Source organism: Nonomuraea sp. B19D2 (assembly GCF_040137845.1).
Taxonomy (GTDB): domain Bacteria; phylum Actinomycetota; class Actinomycetes; order Streptosporangiales; family Streptosporangiaceae; genus Nonomuraea.
The window spans coordinates 128,816-143,402 of the sequence record NZ_JBEFAK010000014.1 but is presented as its reverse complement, the minus strand read 5'-3'; the positions used below and the strand labels follow the sequence as shown (position 1 = coordinate 143,402).

Sequence of the window (14,587 nt, the reverse complement as noted above, 5' to 3'; positions counted from 1 at the left end):
GTGACTGAGCACTTCAGTTGGCCCAGTTCGCGCTTCAGTTGGCCCGGTCGGCGCTTCGGGGATCCGTCGTCGCTCACTTACGACGGCCGTGAGAGCCGGTCAGGCGCGGGCGTCGGGATCGGGGCGCCCGCTCAGTGCGCCGCCACGGCCGACCCGAACACCGGTCGCGCGCCATCGGCCACTCGCTTCGCCTGCAGCGCCGGCGCTATGGTGGCCCCTAAGCGGACTGATGTCCGCTATCCGGGACCGCATCGGACAGTCATCCGGTCGGCAAAGGGTTTGGACGTGAGCCAGGAAGGAGCGGGAGTGGAGCCCAGGAACGACGGGCCTCAGCGCTCGGATGCGCAGCGCAATCGGGAGCGGATCCTGGAGGTGGCACTGGCCGAGTTGTCGCGTGCCGCAGATGTCCCGCTGAGTGTGATCGCCAAGAAGGCGGGGGTCGGGCAGGGCACGTTCTACCGCAACTTCCCCAACCGTGAAGCGCTCGTCCTGGAAGTCCACCGGCACGAGGTGCAGCAGCTCACTGACGCTGCGGCGGAACTCCTCAAAACCCTGGCGCCCGACCAGGCTCTGCGTGAATGGATGGACCAACTCGCCCGCTTCGCCGTCGCCAAGGCCGGCCTGTCGGACGCGATGCGTCAGATCGTCGGCACGACGGACGGCCCGGCGCAGCCGGGATACGCGCTGGTGGTCGAGGCGGTCGAGACTCTGCTCACGGCCAATCACGAGGCCGGCACCATCCGTCCGGGGGTGACCTCCGACGACTTCATCCTGGCCATCGCCGGCGTCTGGCAGCTCGATACCCGCGGGGACTGGCAAGCCCAGGCTGCTCGACTCCTGGACCTTGTCATGGACGGGTTGCGCGCTGGGGCGCCCGGGCGGGGGTGACGATCAGGAGGCCGGCATCCGGGCGATCGGCCGGGCCCGGCCGATCGGGGCGGCTGGCCTCACCTGTCGGCCGCGACCGGCTCGGCATCGGGACTGGCGGCTGATGTGGCGGCGCCGCGCAGCGGGACCTGGCGGATGAAGAGGGCCACGACGATGCCGACGGCGGTCACGGCCGCGCCCCAGGTGAACAGGGTGGTGATGCCGTCGGTGACGGCCTGCTGGAACAGGTGCTGGGCTGCCTCTGGCAGGGCACGCAGCGCTTGCGGGGTCATCGAGGCGGCGGAGGCGGCCACGCTCTGCGCGGCCGGCCCGGCGCCGGCCAGCGAATCGGCCAGTTGGCTGGTGTAGACGGCACCGAGCAGGGAGACGCCGAGTGAGCTCCCCATGTTGCGCAGGAAGGTCGACACCCCGGTACCGGCGCCCATGTCGCGCAGGTCGAGGCTGTTTTGGGCGATGAGGGTGCTGGTCTGCATCAGCGCGCCCATGCCCGCGCCCAGAACCACCATGTAGAGGGTCGTCATCGTGGTGGTGGTGTCGAGGTCCATGGTGGCGAACAGTGCCAGGCCGGCGGTGACGAGGACGGTGCCGACGATGGGCAACGATTTGTAGTGCCCGGTCCTTCCGATCAGCGCGCCGCCGGCCAGGCTGACGATCATGGAGGCGATCATCATCGGCATGAGCAGCAGGCCGCTGTTGGTGGCCGAGGAGCCCTGGACGAACTGCTGGAACTGCGGCAGGAAGCCTATGGCGCCGAACATGGCGAAACCCGAGATGAAGCCGACGGCCCCGGCCAGGGAGAAGTTGCGGCTCTTGAAGACTCGCAGCGGCATGATCGGCTCGGCCGCCCGCCGCTGGACGATCACGAAGGCGACGAATCCGGCCACCGCCAGCGCCGCCAGGCCGAGGATCTGCGGCGAGGTCCAGTCGTACTGGGTGCCGCCCCAGCTGGTGATGAGCACCAGCGCGGTGATCCACACCGTCAGCAGCGCGGTGCCCCACCAGTCGATCACGGCTCTGCCGGCGCCCTTGGGCAGCTTGGCCAGGGTGATCCAGCACAGGATCAGGGTGATGGCGCCGAGCGGCAGATTGACGTAGAAGGCCCAGCGCCAGGTGAGGTTGTCGGTGATGAAGCCGCCGATGAGCGGGCCGCCGATCATCGCCACCGGCATGGCAGCCATGATCACGCCCTGGTACTTGCTGCGATCGCGTGGGGGGATCATCTCCCCGACGATCGACAGCACGCCGACCATGAGGCCGCCCGCTCCCAGGCCTTGCAGGGCGCGGAAGCCGATCAGCTGCGCCATGTCCTGTGACATCCCGCACAGGACCGAGCCGAGCAGGAAGAGCGCCACGGCGGCGACGAAGGTGATGCGCCGGCCGTACAGGTCGCCGAGCTTGCCCCAGATCGGCGTGGCCACCGTGGAGGCCAGGACGTAGCCGGTGCTCACCCACGCCAGGTGGTTCAGGCCGCCCAGCTCGCCGACGATGGTCGGCAGTGCCGGAGCGACGATCATGTTGTCCAGCATCGCCAGCAGCATGGCGATGACCAGGCCGCTCATCGTCACGAGGATCTGGCGATGGCTGAACCCCAGTCCGGCCTGGTGCCCCGCCGTCGGGGGACTTGTTGCGTCTTTCGCGCTGTCTTCTGCCATCACGTGGGCTCCCGCCATGCGAAGGAAACTTACCTGCCGGTCGGCAAGCAACTAGTGAATATGGCGCACCCAGATACCGACCACGCCGACGCGGTGCATACGGGCCGGCTGTCCCGCCTCGCCGGCATCATCGGCCGTCGATGTCGCTCATCCGGGCCCGCATGTCGGCTGTGGTGTTCTCGTGCGGGAACGGCTCGTCGGGAACCGGGAGATCGAGTGCGGCGCACAACGGCTCCCACCCGTCGGCCGGCTGCCATTCCAGCAGCCGGTGCGCCGGTACGGCGGCGCGGACCTCGGCGAGGTGCCGCTCGTAGGCCGCGATGACCTTGTCGCGGTCATGGGGGTCGCCGAACGCGCCGCCGAACAGGGCGCGAATCATCTCCTGCATGGCGCGAGCCTGCTCGGGGGTGACATGGGCAAGCATCGGCGGCCTGCTGCCGAAGTCTCCGCGCATCAGGTGGCGTGCCCCTTCCAGCACCGTCCGGTCCATGCTCTGGTACCAGCGCTCGGCGCTCTCCCGCCGAGACAGCAGCACCAGCGCGTCCGGGTACGCGGCGGACAGTTCCCGCCAGCACCACGACACCGGCCAGTCCACCCCGGCTGCGTATCCTGCGAGGAATCCGTCCCAGTCCGGCATGACTCCCGCGCAGGCGTCACGCCAGACCGCGGCGTCGTCCGGCCGCTCGAACAGCTCCTGCATGTGATAGCAGGGCGCCCCGAGCAGCCGCTCCAACGCCGCCTTCAGCGACGTCGTCCCCGTACGCGGAAACCCCGCCCCCACAACTCGCAAAGTCATACCGGCCCTTCCTGTCTCGATCACGGCGATCGGAGCCGCCTTCGGCCATGTCAGGCCGGCAGACGCTCGGTGACGTGCGGATCGCCATGACCACTTGCCTACCGGCCGGTTAGTAAGGTACTTGCTGACCGGCCGGTAAGCAAGTGGGGGTAAACTCTGAGGGAGCTGAGCTTGGGAGCAAGGAAGAGCGATGACAGAGACGGAACGGATGACGGCCCCGCGGCGCAAGGGCGGCCAGACGCGGGCCGACATCCAGCAGGCCGCGCTGACGTTGTTCACCGAGCGCGGCTATGACGCCACTTCGATGCGCGAGATCGCCGAGCAGATCGGCATCACCAAAGCGGCGCTCTACTACCATTTCGACAGCAAAGAGGCGATCATCCTCAGCCTCTTCCAAGAGAACATGCGCGCGCTCGACGACCTGCTGGACTGGGCCGCAGGCCAGTCACTCACTCCCGAGCTGTCCGCCGAGTTCCTGGGCCGCTGGATTGCCCTGAGCGGCAGACAGGGACTGCGGACCATGCGGTCCGCCGCCGCCAACCATGCCGCACTGCGTACGGTGATGCCACTGCGACAAGGCGGCCCGCTGGACCGGGTCGACAGGGCGGCACAGCTTCTCCTCGGCCCCGACGCGCCGCTGACGGACCGGCTGCGCGTCCGCATGGCCCTGCTCAGTGTGCACAACGCCGTGATGGCCGCCCAGGGCACCGAGGCCACGGACGACGACATCCTCGCCATCGCCACACAAGCGGCGACTTCGCTGGTCGGCGATCTGTTCCCGGCGCCGCGGCTCCCCGTTCCTGATTAGGCGACGTCCCCGAGTAGGCGACCGACTCTTCGGTCTCGGACGCCACCCCCGACGACCCGCACGCCGACATGCCTCACATGACTGGACGCCATCCAGGGCTGCGGCACGATGCGCTTGGGCGTCGGGCAGTTCCGTGCGCCGCTCCTGCAGCAGTGCGTCCACGGGAGATGTCCGGCAGGTCCCTGCGGGTTCGAGGATCAGCCTTGATCGTGGGAGGGCACCTCGATCCCGCGTGCACGCAAGGAGTCGGCCACCTTCACCAGCAGCCTGAGCAGCTCGCCGCGCTCCTCGGGCGTGAGGTCGTCGAACAATGCCGCTGCCGCCGCTTGCGACGGCCCGAGCTCCTGCTCCACCACCCGCCTGCCGGCCTCGGTGAGCTCGACCAGCTTGATCCGGCGGTCGTGCCGGTGGCCGACGCGACGGACCAAGCCCTCCTTCTCCAGGCCGTCCACCAGCACAGTCATGCTTCTGGGGGACATGCCCAGGGGCTCGCCGAGTTCGCTCATGCCGGCCGGTTCGCGCTTGAGCGTCAGGCCGAGGAGCAGGGTGGCGCGGGGCACCGTCATCCCGCCGCCACCCGCGGGCATGTTCGCCTGCATCCACTGCCTCAGGCCCTTGCCCAGGCTCGCGAGTCCGGCGAGCAGTTGGCCGCCTGTCACGGACGAGGAGATCTCGCCGGGCGCACCGGAGCCGGAAACCGATTTTGACAACTTACTCCTTATCAATTGATAATATCGCAGAGGTTATATTAACAATGGTCTCAGAGGTGGCGCCTGCCGGCAACCGGCAGCCGGTCGTCACCGATGGTTTGCGGTCAGAACCGCAGCCGGCAGGCCACACCCCCATCAGGACAGGACGACCAGCCAATGGACCAGGCCAAAGCGCAGCGTGTTGTCGTCATGACCGGCGCCACAGCCGGGCTCGGCGCACACGCGCTGCAGCACATCGCCGCCCAGCCCGGCACGCGGGTCATCATCGGCGCCCGTGGAAGCGGACGAACAGTGCCGCCCGGCGTCGAGGTCATACCGCTCGATCTCGCCTCGCTCGCAAGCGTCAGTGACTTCGCCGACGCGGTGACACGGCGGCTCGGTGGCGCCCGCATCGACGTCCTGGTCCTCAACGCCGGCATGCAGACCTCCAACGCCGAGGCGCGCAGCGCCGAGGGCTACGAGCTGACGTTCGCGGTCAACCACCTCGCCCACTACCTGCTGGCCCGGCTCCTGGTGCCGCGCATGGCCGACCAGGGCCGCCTGGTGATCACCACCAGCGAAACGCATGATCCCGCCATCACCCCGATCGCGCCCAAGACCCTCGACCCACGAGCGCTGGCGTTCCCGGGCAAGGGCGGCTTCGGCACGGGCATACGCGCCTACTCCGCGTCCAAGCTGTGCAACCTGCTGACCGCGCAGTCCTTCGCCGCGCTCGGCTCGGTCACGACCCGCCAGATCACCGTGATCGCCTTCAGCCCCGGCCTCACCGGCGGCACCTCGCTCGGCCGTGACAGCTCGCCTGCCAGGCGTGCGTTCGTCACGCTCCTGATGCGTACCGTCTTCCGGCTGATCGCTCTCTTCCGTCCCGAATACGTCATGGGAACACCCGAACGCGCGGGCGAAGCCCTGGCCGAAGTCTCCCTGGGGGCCGTCACCCCACCGCCAGGCCGGATCTACATCTCCCTGGTCAAGGGCGAACCGAAGTTCCCCGACCCTTCGGAACTGGCGCGCAGCCGAGACGCTCAGGATCGCTTGTGGCGCGCAAGCGCAGCCATGGTCGGCATCGATTAGAGACCACGCGCAGGCGACGTGCACAACGCCGGGCCGTCACAGCGGTGATCCTGGGGGTGCTGAGCGGCCTGCACTGGCTACCTGTGGCGCCGGATCGTCCGGGACACGACCGCCCGCGGCGGCTGGGCACCGCGGTGTTCGTGGCCGCGCCCGTGCTCATGCTGACGATGTTCCTCGGGTCGCGGGCCGGATTGCCGTTCGATCTGGTCCGGATCCTCGCGTGGCCCGCCTACCTGTGGCTCGCGGCGCCAACCCCTGAGTCGGTCACGCCAGCCACGGAGCCGGAGGAGGCGCCCGCCCCGTCACCGCGTCTGCGGCCGTCACCGGCGGCGGCGCAGCCCCCACGGACCCGTCACGGCGGATGTCCTGCCGGCCGAGACGGGGACCGTCGCGGCCATGGCGGAGCACGCCGCCTCAAGCCCCCCCGAACGATGCCCGTGGGAATCGGGGTTCATCCTCAGTCCGTGATGACGGCGTCGCGGTGGATCCACTCGGGACTGTGGGCCGCCTTGTACATGAAGTCGGCGACGTCCGCGCGGCTGATCGTCGGGTTGCCCTTCATCGGGAGACGGTCGCCGGCGAGGTAGGTGCCCTTGGCGGGGCCCTTGGTGAGCATGGTCGGGTAGACCAGCGTCCAGTCCAGGCCGCTGGAGCGGATCTTCTTCTCGGAGATCTCCTTGTTCGCGTAGATGTTCCGAAGGAACGTGCGGTACATGACCTTCTGTACGGCGCTCGCCGACCGGTAGGTGTCCCCCACGCCGAACGACGACAGCCATACCAGGCGGGAGACGCCCTTTTCCTTGGCCGCGCCGATCACGGCCGCCGCGGCACGGGTGAACAGGCCGTCGGCGCGCACGGATGTGCTCCTGCCGAGGGCCGAGATGACGACGTCCTGTCCGATCATGGCCTTCGCGACATCGTTGTGCGAGGTGGCGTCTCCGGCGACCACGGTGACCTGATCTGCCAGGTCGTGCAGCGCCTCCGGCCTGCGTGCCAGGACTGTGACCCTGTCGCCGGACCGGAGGGCCAGGTCGACGACGTGGCGACCGGTGGGGCCGGTCGCGCCCAAGATGAGCAGATTCATGGCGAGAGAACCCTCCGTGTGCGTGGGCAGGTGCGGGGAATGCCTTCCGTTACTGCCGACGGCGTTCGTGGTGCAACACAAGCTAAGCGGACATCTGTCCGGTATCATGAAACGTACCGGACAGTTATCCGGTTAGCAACCGTGAGCCACGCCGGACTCTGACAGGGCCGCCGAGGTACCGCCCAGATCGGCATGGATGTCCGGCACAATGCCCTGGTGATTCGTACGCGTTTACGCGTACTCTCTCTTGCCCCGCTTCAAGTGCCGACCTCCGGCTGCGGCCTCGTCGACTCAGCTCTCGGCGGTTTCACCGCCACCATGCCGAGTGAGTCCATGGAGCCGGGCGGCCGACTCTGGATCATGAACGACAACCGCCACGTCGCCCGGGACTCGCGCGCTTACCGGGACGCCCCTGGTGGCGGAACCATCGGAATCGCAGACGTCACGGCCGTGGTCGACGCACCGGCCCGGTGACTCTGCATTTTCGGTGCGCTCCCCCTCTCGCGGGTTCCTGCGGCTCGCCGACGCCGGTGGCCGTCAAAGACGCGCCAAGGAGGCATTGCGATGCTGAGGCCACGTGCCACCGCCACCCGTGAGCTGGTCAATCTGGATGGTTTGTGGCGGTTCGCCGTCGATTCCGCCGCCGGCGAGCGGCCGTGGAGCGGGACGCTCGACACCCCGCTCGAGGCCGCAGTGCCGGCGAGCTACAACGACCTGTTCACCGACTCCGCGATCCGCGATCATGTCGGCTGGGTGTGGTACCAGCGGACCATGCGCGTGCCGCGGGGCTGGGCGGGCGAGCGGGTGTTCGGCAGCACCGGCCGGGCCGCGCCCTCCACGGTCGGACTCATCCACGACTTGGCGTCGCCGGACTGCGCGACCCTGCCCATGGCCACCATCAGGGCCAGCATGTTCGGCTCATTGATCGTGCAGACCCACTCGACTCCGTCGAGAATGCCGGCCACGGCCTGGACGTAGGCCCGGAAACGCTCGATCGCCCGCTCGCCCATCCAGCCCTGCTCCTCGGCGTAGCGGTGGTAGCTGTCGCACGCGTCGCCGCTGCGCTCCATGCCCGGCATACGTGCTCGAGAACCCACCAGTCGATGTTGACGTTGTTCCCTTCCACCTGGTGTGGCGCGGTCGCTGCTCCCCAAAGGAATCCGGGTCGGGTCATCGGTCGATCCTTGCTCGAGACTGCTGAGTCGGCACACAGCAACATCAAAACTCGAATCGCGATACTATTTTAAGCGCCGGCGGGGTCCCCACAAGCGACGCCCGCCTCAGCGATCAGAAGGAGCGGGCGGCGCGGACCCCCGGGGATCGCATGCGATGCCCGAAAAGAGGAGCAGCCATGCCCGCTCAGCGGTCTCGCGCCGTTCAGCCGCCGGTATCTTGGCCAGCAGCGCCGCGATCATGCCCATGGCCGTGACCAGGTCCTCGGTGGTGATGTACGCGCGCACGCGGCCGGCCTCCCTCGCCTCGGCGAGCAGATCGCGCAGCAACGCCGCCACCCGGTCGCGCACCTGGGCGATGCGCGGGTCGATGGGAGCGCTGACCATGCCGACGAACGCGGTCGAGGCGATGGCCTGCTCGGTCATCAGCGCCAGCATGTCGTCCAGGGTGGTTCCGGGTTCGGCGGCGAGCGCCTCCAACTCCTTGACGCCTTCCTCGAAGACGGCCAGCGCGAGGCTGGCGCGATCGGGAAAGTGCCGATAGAGGCTGCCCTTGCCGACACCGGCCGTACGCGCGATCGAGGCGAGAGGCGCGTCGTATCCGTCTGCGGCGAACCATTCGCGGGCCGCCGCGATCAGCGCCGCCCGGTTCTCCGCCGCCGCGCTCGGCCCTCTGTTGGGCCGCCGGGTGTGGGACATGGTGGCTACGGTAGCAACCGGACCCCATAGTCCGGATTTCTGTGGCATCCGCTCGACATCTGCCGACGGCAGCGGCTACGGTGCAACCGGACCCCATAGTCCGGTTGGGGGCCGGCATGTCACCGCCATGCTCCGGAACTCCCTCTCGAGCGCCGCCGTCGTCGCTTGAACCGAAAGGACCCGCATTTGACCACGCGCACCTTTGACGACCGCGTTGCCCTGGTCACAGGAGCGGGCTCGGGAATCGGCCGGGCGATGGCCATCGTGCAGCGGCCGCGGACGAAGGGAAGGAACCGGGTGAACGCGAACATCGACACGGCTCCCCTCGAAGCCTTCTCATCCAGCAACTGACCGCGAAACACCACTTCCGAGGAGAAGTCGAATGAGCCAGAGCGAGCAAGTCCTGGACTATCCGATCCCGGCTCCGGCGGCGCTGGAGCCGCCCGCGGAGTGGGCCGAGTTGCGCGGTACGTGTCCGGTGGCGCACGTGAAGCTGCCCAGCGGCGACCAGGCGACTCTGCTGACCCGGTACGAGGATGTCAAACAGGTCCTGGCCGACCCGCGCTTCACCCGGCTCCTCAACGCCCCCGACGCGGCCCGCCTGTCGGCCACCGACGACGGCGGGCTGTTCAGCAGCGAGATGGCGGCGATCATCCCCGACGGCGGGGAGGCGCACCAGCACTGGCGGCGGCTGGTCGGCAAGTGGTTCACCGCCAAGCGCATGAACGCGCTGCGGCCCCAGATGGCGCAGATCGCCGGCGACCTGATCGACGACATGGTCGAGCGCGGCCAGCCCGCCGATCTCAGGGCGAGCCTGGGCTTCCCGCTGCCGGTGTACGTCATCTGCGACATGCTCGGCGTGCCCGCGGCGGACCGGGACCGGTTCTCGTACTGGTCGGACACCCTGCTCAACCTCACCCGCTACGGCAAGGAGGAGATCGAGGCCGCCCAGGCCGAGTTCTTCCAGTACATGTCCGGCCACCTGGCCGCCAAGCGGGAGCAGCCGGGTAGCGACCTGCTGAGCGAGCTGATCGCAGCGGGCACCCCCGAGGACGGCGGCCTGTCCGACATTCAGATCCTGGTCACCGGCATGGCGCTGCTGGTCGCGGGGCACGAGACCACCGCCAACATGATCGGCAAGATGGTCGCCATGCTGCTGGCCGACCACAGCCGGTGGGAGGCGCTGCTGGCCGACCCGTCCCTGATCCGCACCGCTGTCGAGGAGTCGCTGCGCCTCGACGCCAACTCCGGCTTCGGCCTGCCCCGCTACCTGAAGGAGGAGACCGAGGTCAGCGGCACGCACCTGCCCAAGGGCACCACGGTGGTGTGCAGCATGGCCGCCGCCAACCGCGACGAGAGCGCCTTCGACAACGCGGCCGAGCTGGACCTGACCCGCACCCCGAACCCGCATCTGGCCTTCGGCTCCGGCGCCCACTCCTGCCTGGGCCAGGCGCTGGCCCGTACCGAGCTGCAGGTCGTCCTGGAGGTGCTGCTGCGCAAGTTGCCTGGTCTGGAGCTGGCCGTGCCGGTGCAGGAGCTGGCGCGGGTGGAGGGGCTGGCCGTCGGCGGCCTGCGCACGGTCCCGGTCCGCTGGTGACGTCGCAGAGAGGAGATCACCATGAAAGTCATCGTCGACGAGGACAAGTGCTGCGGCGCGGGCCAGTGTGTGCTGCTCGCCCCGGAGGTGTTCGACCAGCGTGACGACGACGGCATCGTCATCCTGCTGGAACCCGAGCCGGCCGGGGACCGGCACGCCGCCGTCCGCGAGGCCGCGGCCGTCTGCCCTGCCGCCGCCATCGAGGTGAGCGAGCAGGCGTAGCCAGTTCCATGCCCGGCCTGGCGAGCAATCCGCGCTCGCCAGGCCGGCGGCGCGATACCATGAAACCCGAATAGGAGTACGAATTTAAAATCCCTGCCGGAGGAAGCCGTGACCCAGAGCACCAGCCGCGGGCCTTACGCCAAGACGGCGGCGATCCGCCGCCGGGTCGTCGAAGCCTGCGTGGACGCCTTCGGCCAGACCGGTTTCTACGGCGCGACCATGAAAGACATCGCCAAACGCGCCGGCATCAGCTATACGGGCCTGCTGCACCACTTCTCCAGCAAGGAGGAACTGCTCGCGGCCGTGCTGGCGCTGCGCGACGAACGCGGCACCGCCTACCTCGAATCGGCACACGCCCTCGACCCGACCGCCAACCCCGTCGAGAGCCTCAGGGGCATGCTCTCCGTCATCGTGGACAACGAGCTGCAGCCCGGTCTGATGGAGTTGCACTGTGTCGTGTCAGGGGAGGCCACCTCTCCCGAGCATCCGGCGCACGCCTACTACGCCGAGCGCTACCGCATGCTCCGCCGCTTCTTCGGCATGGCCTTCCAGTCCCTGGCCGAACGCGGAGAGCTGCGCTCGTCCAGCGATCCGGAGACACTCGCCACGATGACCATCGCGCTCATCAACGGCGTGCAGGCCCAGTGGCTCTTCGACCGCGACTCGGTTCAGATGGAGCGCGCGATCCGCGAGTTCCTGGTCGCCGCCGTCCCCGCGCTCGGCGCGAGCCGAAGCGCCGACGCGCGGCCCTGGGAGCAGAGCGTAGCCGCAGGAGAACGGACGGTGAATCGCGCGTGAATCTTAATGATCTTCCGCGAGGCTGACCGGCGCCTTCTGCTTTGATCGTCATGGCCGTAAATGACCGGAAATGGCCTTATGAGTGGGAGTGTTTCGCATGGCAGCCTCGGATCGGCCCGACTTCCTCGACCAGTTCACCGCGCTGCGCGAGACGGCGGTGGCGGCGGACGGCCTGGTCAAGGTGGAGGTCGACGGCATCAGCGACCTGGTAGGACTGGAGATCGACCCGAGGGCGATGCGCCTTTCCTCGGACGAGCTGGCGGCCGAAATCAGGGATGCATTCGGGCGGGCCCGCGCCGCCGCCGAGGAGCGCGCCACGCAGGCCGCCCCTGAGGCCCTGCGCCAGGAGACACCCGAGTTGACCGCTCTGCTCGAGGACATCAAGTCCGACGCCCACGCCCAAATGGACGAGATCCTCGTCGTCGCCAACGAGCTCACCATGAGGCTGGATCGGCTGATGCAGCCGAGGTCGTGAGCTTGCGGCCGGACCGAGACATCAGCACGCGAACAGCAGACGGAGTAGAAGTTCGACGATGAGCAGCACCAACAGGGAGATCCAGACCGTCTACGGCAGCCGGCTCGTCTCGTCGAGCCGGCTGTCGGAGGCAGCCGACGGTCTGGAACGCGGCCTTCACGGCTCTCTCGACCGTGCCCGCAACGCGGGAAGGACCAGCGACGCCGACGAGCTCAGCGAACAGTTCGACGCCGAGTTCGCCGAGTTTCCCGGCCTGGTGCGGGAGGCGTTCGGCGGCACGGTCACGCTCCTCCGCGACCGCGCGGACAAAGTGAGTCTGTCCGAGCGGAACTACGCGAGCGCCGAACACGCCAACATGGAGTCCGCCCATCACCTGCGGGCCGCCCTGGAGGAGCTATGAGCTGGGAGCTGCCCTCCTCACTCCGGTGGGTGCACAGCCTCGTCGCGGAGGAGGCTCCCTGGCCCCGGGACGAGATGACACGCCTCGAGGGTGCCGGCGGGTTGATGGATCTCGCCGCCGCCAATCAGAGCGGTCAGTCACAGGCGGGTTCGGCCGTCGCACACGTACGGGCGTCCGGCAACGTCGGCTCCGAAATCGACGTCTTCGAAGACTCCTACAGCTTCGACGACAGGCGGATGAACGACGGCGCCCTGGCCAGCCTCATAGCCGGCGGCGCGACGACCGTCCACGTGGTGTTCAAGACCGTGTGGAAGTGGATCGTCGTCCTCGCCCTCTGCGTGTTGCTGCTCCACCTCATCCGCGCCTTCCTGGTTAATCCGGGGCTGGGCGCGCTGCTCAGCAGGCTGCGCATCATGGCGACGCGCAAGGCGCTCAGGGACGCCCGAGGTCAGGTGAAGCAGAGCATCGCCACCGGTGCGGTCCACCCCATCCAGGCCGCGAAGGCGATTCTGAAGGCGATGCTGGACTGGTCGCTGGCCCGACCGAGCCGAGCGGTAGGCGTGGGTCTTACGGCGCTGCAGACGACTTTCGTGACGGCCGCCACCCTCGCCCTCGATCCCTTCGATGACAACCCGAAGGCACGCCGGGACGCCGAGCGCGTACTGCAGCAGACCCCCGAGGGCCGGGCCGCGCTCGCCTACGCCAGGGAACATGGGATCACCACTCTGTATCAGAGCGACCCCAACATGGCGTGGTCCGACTACGACCCGCAACTCAACGTCATCCGCATCGGCGGATCCGACCTCGCCAGCCCCGAGGCACTCGCGGGAGAGTTCGTCCGCCAGGTCACGATCGCCAAGGACAGGTGGGACACGCAACCCGCAGGGGACGACCCCAGCCCCTGGTACGACGCGCGGGAGAGGGAGGAACGGGCGGCCAACGAGGCCGCGTACCGCATGGGCAGCCAGCTCGGATACGAGGAGGCGGCTCGCGAGAGGTACCTCGACGACCACGACTACGGCGGCGGCCACTTTCAACACTGGAACGAGTACGAGAAGCAGAAAGGGCTGGGGGCGACGATCACCGAATGGCCTTACAGGTATGTCGAAGGACTGTTCAACGACGGTCCCCTCGACTTCAAGCCCTGACCGCAGGCGCATCCGGCGGGGCCCTTAGGCCGTTCGGCTGTCGCCGGCCATAGCTGACTCCAGGCACGATCAGGCGCTAACCGCGTACGTCTTGCCGCTCTGGGTGATCACCTGCCACTCACTCAGGCGAGCTGTGTGATCACGTTCTGTACGAGCAGCGCCACGGCGGAGGCGGCGGCCACCGCCAGGACGGCCATCCGCACCTTGCCGCCGTCGAGATACCGCCGCAGCGGCCCCGACACCAGGAACCCGAGCACCATCGGCACGATCAGCACCGTCCCCGTGATCAGGGCCTGGGCCGGGAGCTCGTCCACGACCGCGAGGACGACCAGCGACTGGGCGGCGCTCAGGAAGAAGAACATCGCCAGCGTCGCCCTGATCTGCGGCCCCTTGGCGTGCTGGTAGACGAGCCCCATCGGCGGCCCGCCGATGCCCGTGGCCGTCCCGGTGATCCCCGAGACGAATCCGGCGGAGGCGACCGTCAGCCCGTTACGCGGCACGCTCAGCGCCCTGGCCGTCAGCACCACCGCGATGAGCACCATGACCGCGACGAAGACGCCCCTCGTGTATACGGAAACGTAGACAACAATGACTGCGCCGACGACGCTCCCGGGTATCCTTCCCAGCAGCGCGAAACCGAGCCCGCGCCAGTCCACCGTCCGCCACTCGGCGGCCAGCGTGAACAGCGGCAGCGTCATGTTGACGACCTGCATGGCGCCCGGCATGAGGTCGGGGCCCAGCATGGTGAGCACGGGAGCGGCGACCAGCCCCAGCCCGAAACCCACGCCACCTTGGACAATTGCCCCGACAAAGACCGCCAGACCACCAATAATCAGCACCAATGCCGCATCAGTCATGGACGAGAGTCAATCATCTTTACTCTCTGTTGCGATCACTACCGCGAGAGTGATCTTAAGAAGGCAAGGTGAACCCATGACCGCGATCATCGACCAGGCCATCCGGGAGATGGTTCAGGGCAAGCCGTCACGCTCCACCCGCATCGCACCGGAGTGGGAGGGGTCCGCAACCCCAGTCAAGATCGTCGTGCGCTGACGACGACCGACAGG

General features: G+C 68.4%; 17 protein-coding genes. 10 read left to right on the top strand and 7 right to left on the bottom strand.

The features are described 5' to 3' along the window. Positions 1-306 precede the first annotated feature (306 nt). Entirely contained in the window at positions 307-888 is a 582-nt protein-coding gene (locus ABN273_RS25780) for a TetR/AcrR family transcriptional regulator (RefSeq protein WP_349451572.1), read from the top strand. A 59-nt stretch (positions 889-947) separates the two neighbouring features. Here ABN273_RS25780 and ABN273_RS25775 read toward each other — a convergent pair whose 3' ends face one another. After that, complete coding sequence (locus tag ABN273_RS25775; protein ID WP_349451571.1) at positions 948-2,591, bottom strand: MDR family MFS transporter; 1,644 nt, start codon at positions 2,589-2,591, stop codon at positions 948-950. A gap of 76 nt (positions 2,592-2,667) precedes the next feature. Next, positions 2,668-3,336 carry a sulfotransferase family protein gene (locus ABN273_RS25770; protein ID WP_349451570.1) on the bottom strand — a complete coding sequence of 223 codons (669 nt, stop codon included), beginning with the start codon at positions 3,334-3,336 and terminating at the stop codon, positions 2,668-2,670. A gap of 190 nt (positions 3,337-3,526) precedes the next feature. Between ABN273_RS25770 and ABN273_RS25765 the strand changes: the two genes are divergently transcribed. Continuing rightward, complete coding sequence (locus ABN273_RS25765) at positions 3,527-4,144, top strand: TetR/AcrR family transcriptional regulator (RefSeq protein WP_349451569.1); 618 nt, start codon at positions 3,527-3,529, stop codon at positions 4,142-4,144. Positions 4,145-4,341: 197 nt separating this feature from the next. On the opposite strand, the gene ABN273_RS25760 is transcribed toward ABN273_RS25765, so the two are convergent. Further along, positions 4,342-4,854 (bottom strand): MarR family winged helix-turn-helix transcriptional regulator, encoded by a 513-nt coding sequence (locus ABN273_RS25760; protein ID WP_349451568.1) that lies wholly within the window; start codon positions 4,852-4,854, stop codon positions 4,342-4,344. A 189-nt stretch (positions 4,855-5,043) separates the two neighbouring features. On the opposite strand from ABN273_RS25760, the gene ABN273_RS25755 reads away from it, so the two are divergent. After that, positions 5,044-5,925, top strand: coding sequence for an SDR family NAD(P)-dependent oxidoreductase (locus ABN273_RS25755; RefSeq protein WP_349451567.1), 882 nt, complete (start codon positions 5,044-5,046; stop codon positions 5,923-5,925). Between the two features lie 457 nt (positions 5,926-6,382). On the opposite strand, the gene ABN273_RS25750 is transcribed toward ABN273_RS25755, so the two are convergent. The 3 genes from ABN273_RS25750 to ABN273_RS25740 all read right to left on the bottom strand — a co-directional run bounded on the left by ABN273_RS25750 (position 6,383) and on the right by ABN273_RS25740 (position 8,880). Beyond that, complete coding sequence (locus ABN273_RS25750) at positions 6,383-7,009, bottom strand: NAD(P)-dependent oxidoreductase (protein ID WP_349451566.1); 627 nt, start codon at positions 7,007-7,009, stop codon at positions 6,383-6,385. A gap of 740 nt (positions 7,010-7,749) precedes the next feature. Continuing rightward, positions 7,750-8,106 (bottom strand): hypothetical protein, encoded by a 357-nt coding sequence (locus ABN273_RS25745; protein WP_349451565.1) that lies wholly within the window; start codon positions 8,104-8,106, stop codon positions 7,750-7,752. A 183-nt stretch (positions 8,107-8,289) separates the two neighbouring features. Continuing rightward, positions 8,290-8,880, bottom strand: a complete 591-nt coding sequence (locus tag ABN273_RS25740; protein ID WP_349451564.1) for a TetR family transcriptional regulator — start codon at positions 8,878-8,880, stop codon at positions 8,290-8,292. Positions 8,881-9,066: 186 nt separating this feature from the next. Between ABN273_RS25740 and ABN273_RS25735 the strand changes: the two genes are divergently transcribed. From ABN273_RS25735 to ABN273_RS25705, 7 genes are all read left to right on the top strand, one after another. Next, positions 9,067-9,231, top strand: a complete 165-nt coding sequence (locus tag ABN273_RS25735; RefSeq protein ID WP_349451563.1) for a hypothetical protein — start codon at positions 9,067-9,069, stop codon at positions 9,229-9,231. Between the two features lie 31 nt (positions 9,232-9,262). Continuing rightward, positions 9,263-10,477 (top strand): cytochrome P450, encoded by a 1,215-nt coding sequence (locus tag ABN273_RS25730; protein WP_349451562.1) that lies wholly within the window; start codon positions 9,263-9,265, stop codon positions 10,475-10,477. Positions 10,478-10,498: 21 nt separating this feature from the next. After that, positions 10,499-10,699 (top strand): ferredoxin, encoded by a 201-nt coding sequence (locus ABN273_RS25725; RefSeq protein WP_349451561.1) that lies wholly within the window; start codon positions 10,499-10,501, stop codon positions 10,697-10,699. Between the two features lie 108 nt (positions 10,700-10,807). After that, complete coding sequence (locus ABN273_RS25720; protein WP_349451560.1) at positions 10,808-11,497, top strand: TetR/AcrR family transcriptional regulator; 690 nt, start codon at positions 10,808-10,810, stop codon at positions 11,495-11,497. Positions 11,498-11,594: 97 nt separating this feature from the next. Next, positions 11,595-11,972, top strand: a complete 378-nt coding sequence (locus ABN273_RS25715; protein ID WP_349451559.1) for a YbaB/EbfC family nucleoid-associated protein — start codon at positions 11,595-11,597, stop codon at positions 11,970-11,972. 58 nt (positions 11,973-12,030) lie between these two features. Beyond that, positions 12,031-12,372: a hypothetical protein gene (locus tag ABN273_RS25710; protein ID WP_349451558.1), complete on the top strand. Its 342-nt coding sequence runs from the start codon at positions 12,031-12,033 to the stop codon at positions 12,370-12,372. Then, positions 12,369-13,520 carry a hypothetical protein gene (locus ABN273_RS25705; RefSeq protein WP_349451557.1) on the top strand — a complete coding sequence of 384 codons (1,152 nt, stop codon included), beginning with the start codon at positions 12,369-12,371 and terminating at the stop codon, positions 13,518-13,520. The genes ABN273_RS25710 and ABN273_RS25705 overlap by 4 nt, the downstream gene beginning before the upstream one ends. 122 nt (positions 13,521-13,642) lie before the next feature. On the opposite strand, the gene ABN273_RS25700 is transcribed toward ABN273_RS25705, so the two are convergent. Beyond that, positions 13,643-14,377 carry a TSUP family transporter gene (locus tag ABN273_RS25700; RefSeq protein ID WP_349451556.1) on the bottom strand — a complete coding sequence of 245 codons (735 nt, stop codon included), beginning with the start codon at positions 14,375-14,377 and terminating at the stop codon, positions 13,643-13,645. Positions 14,378-14,587 lie beyond the last annotated feature (210 nt).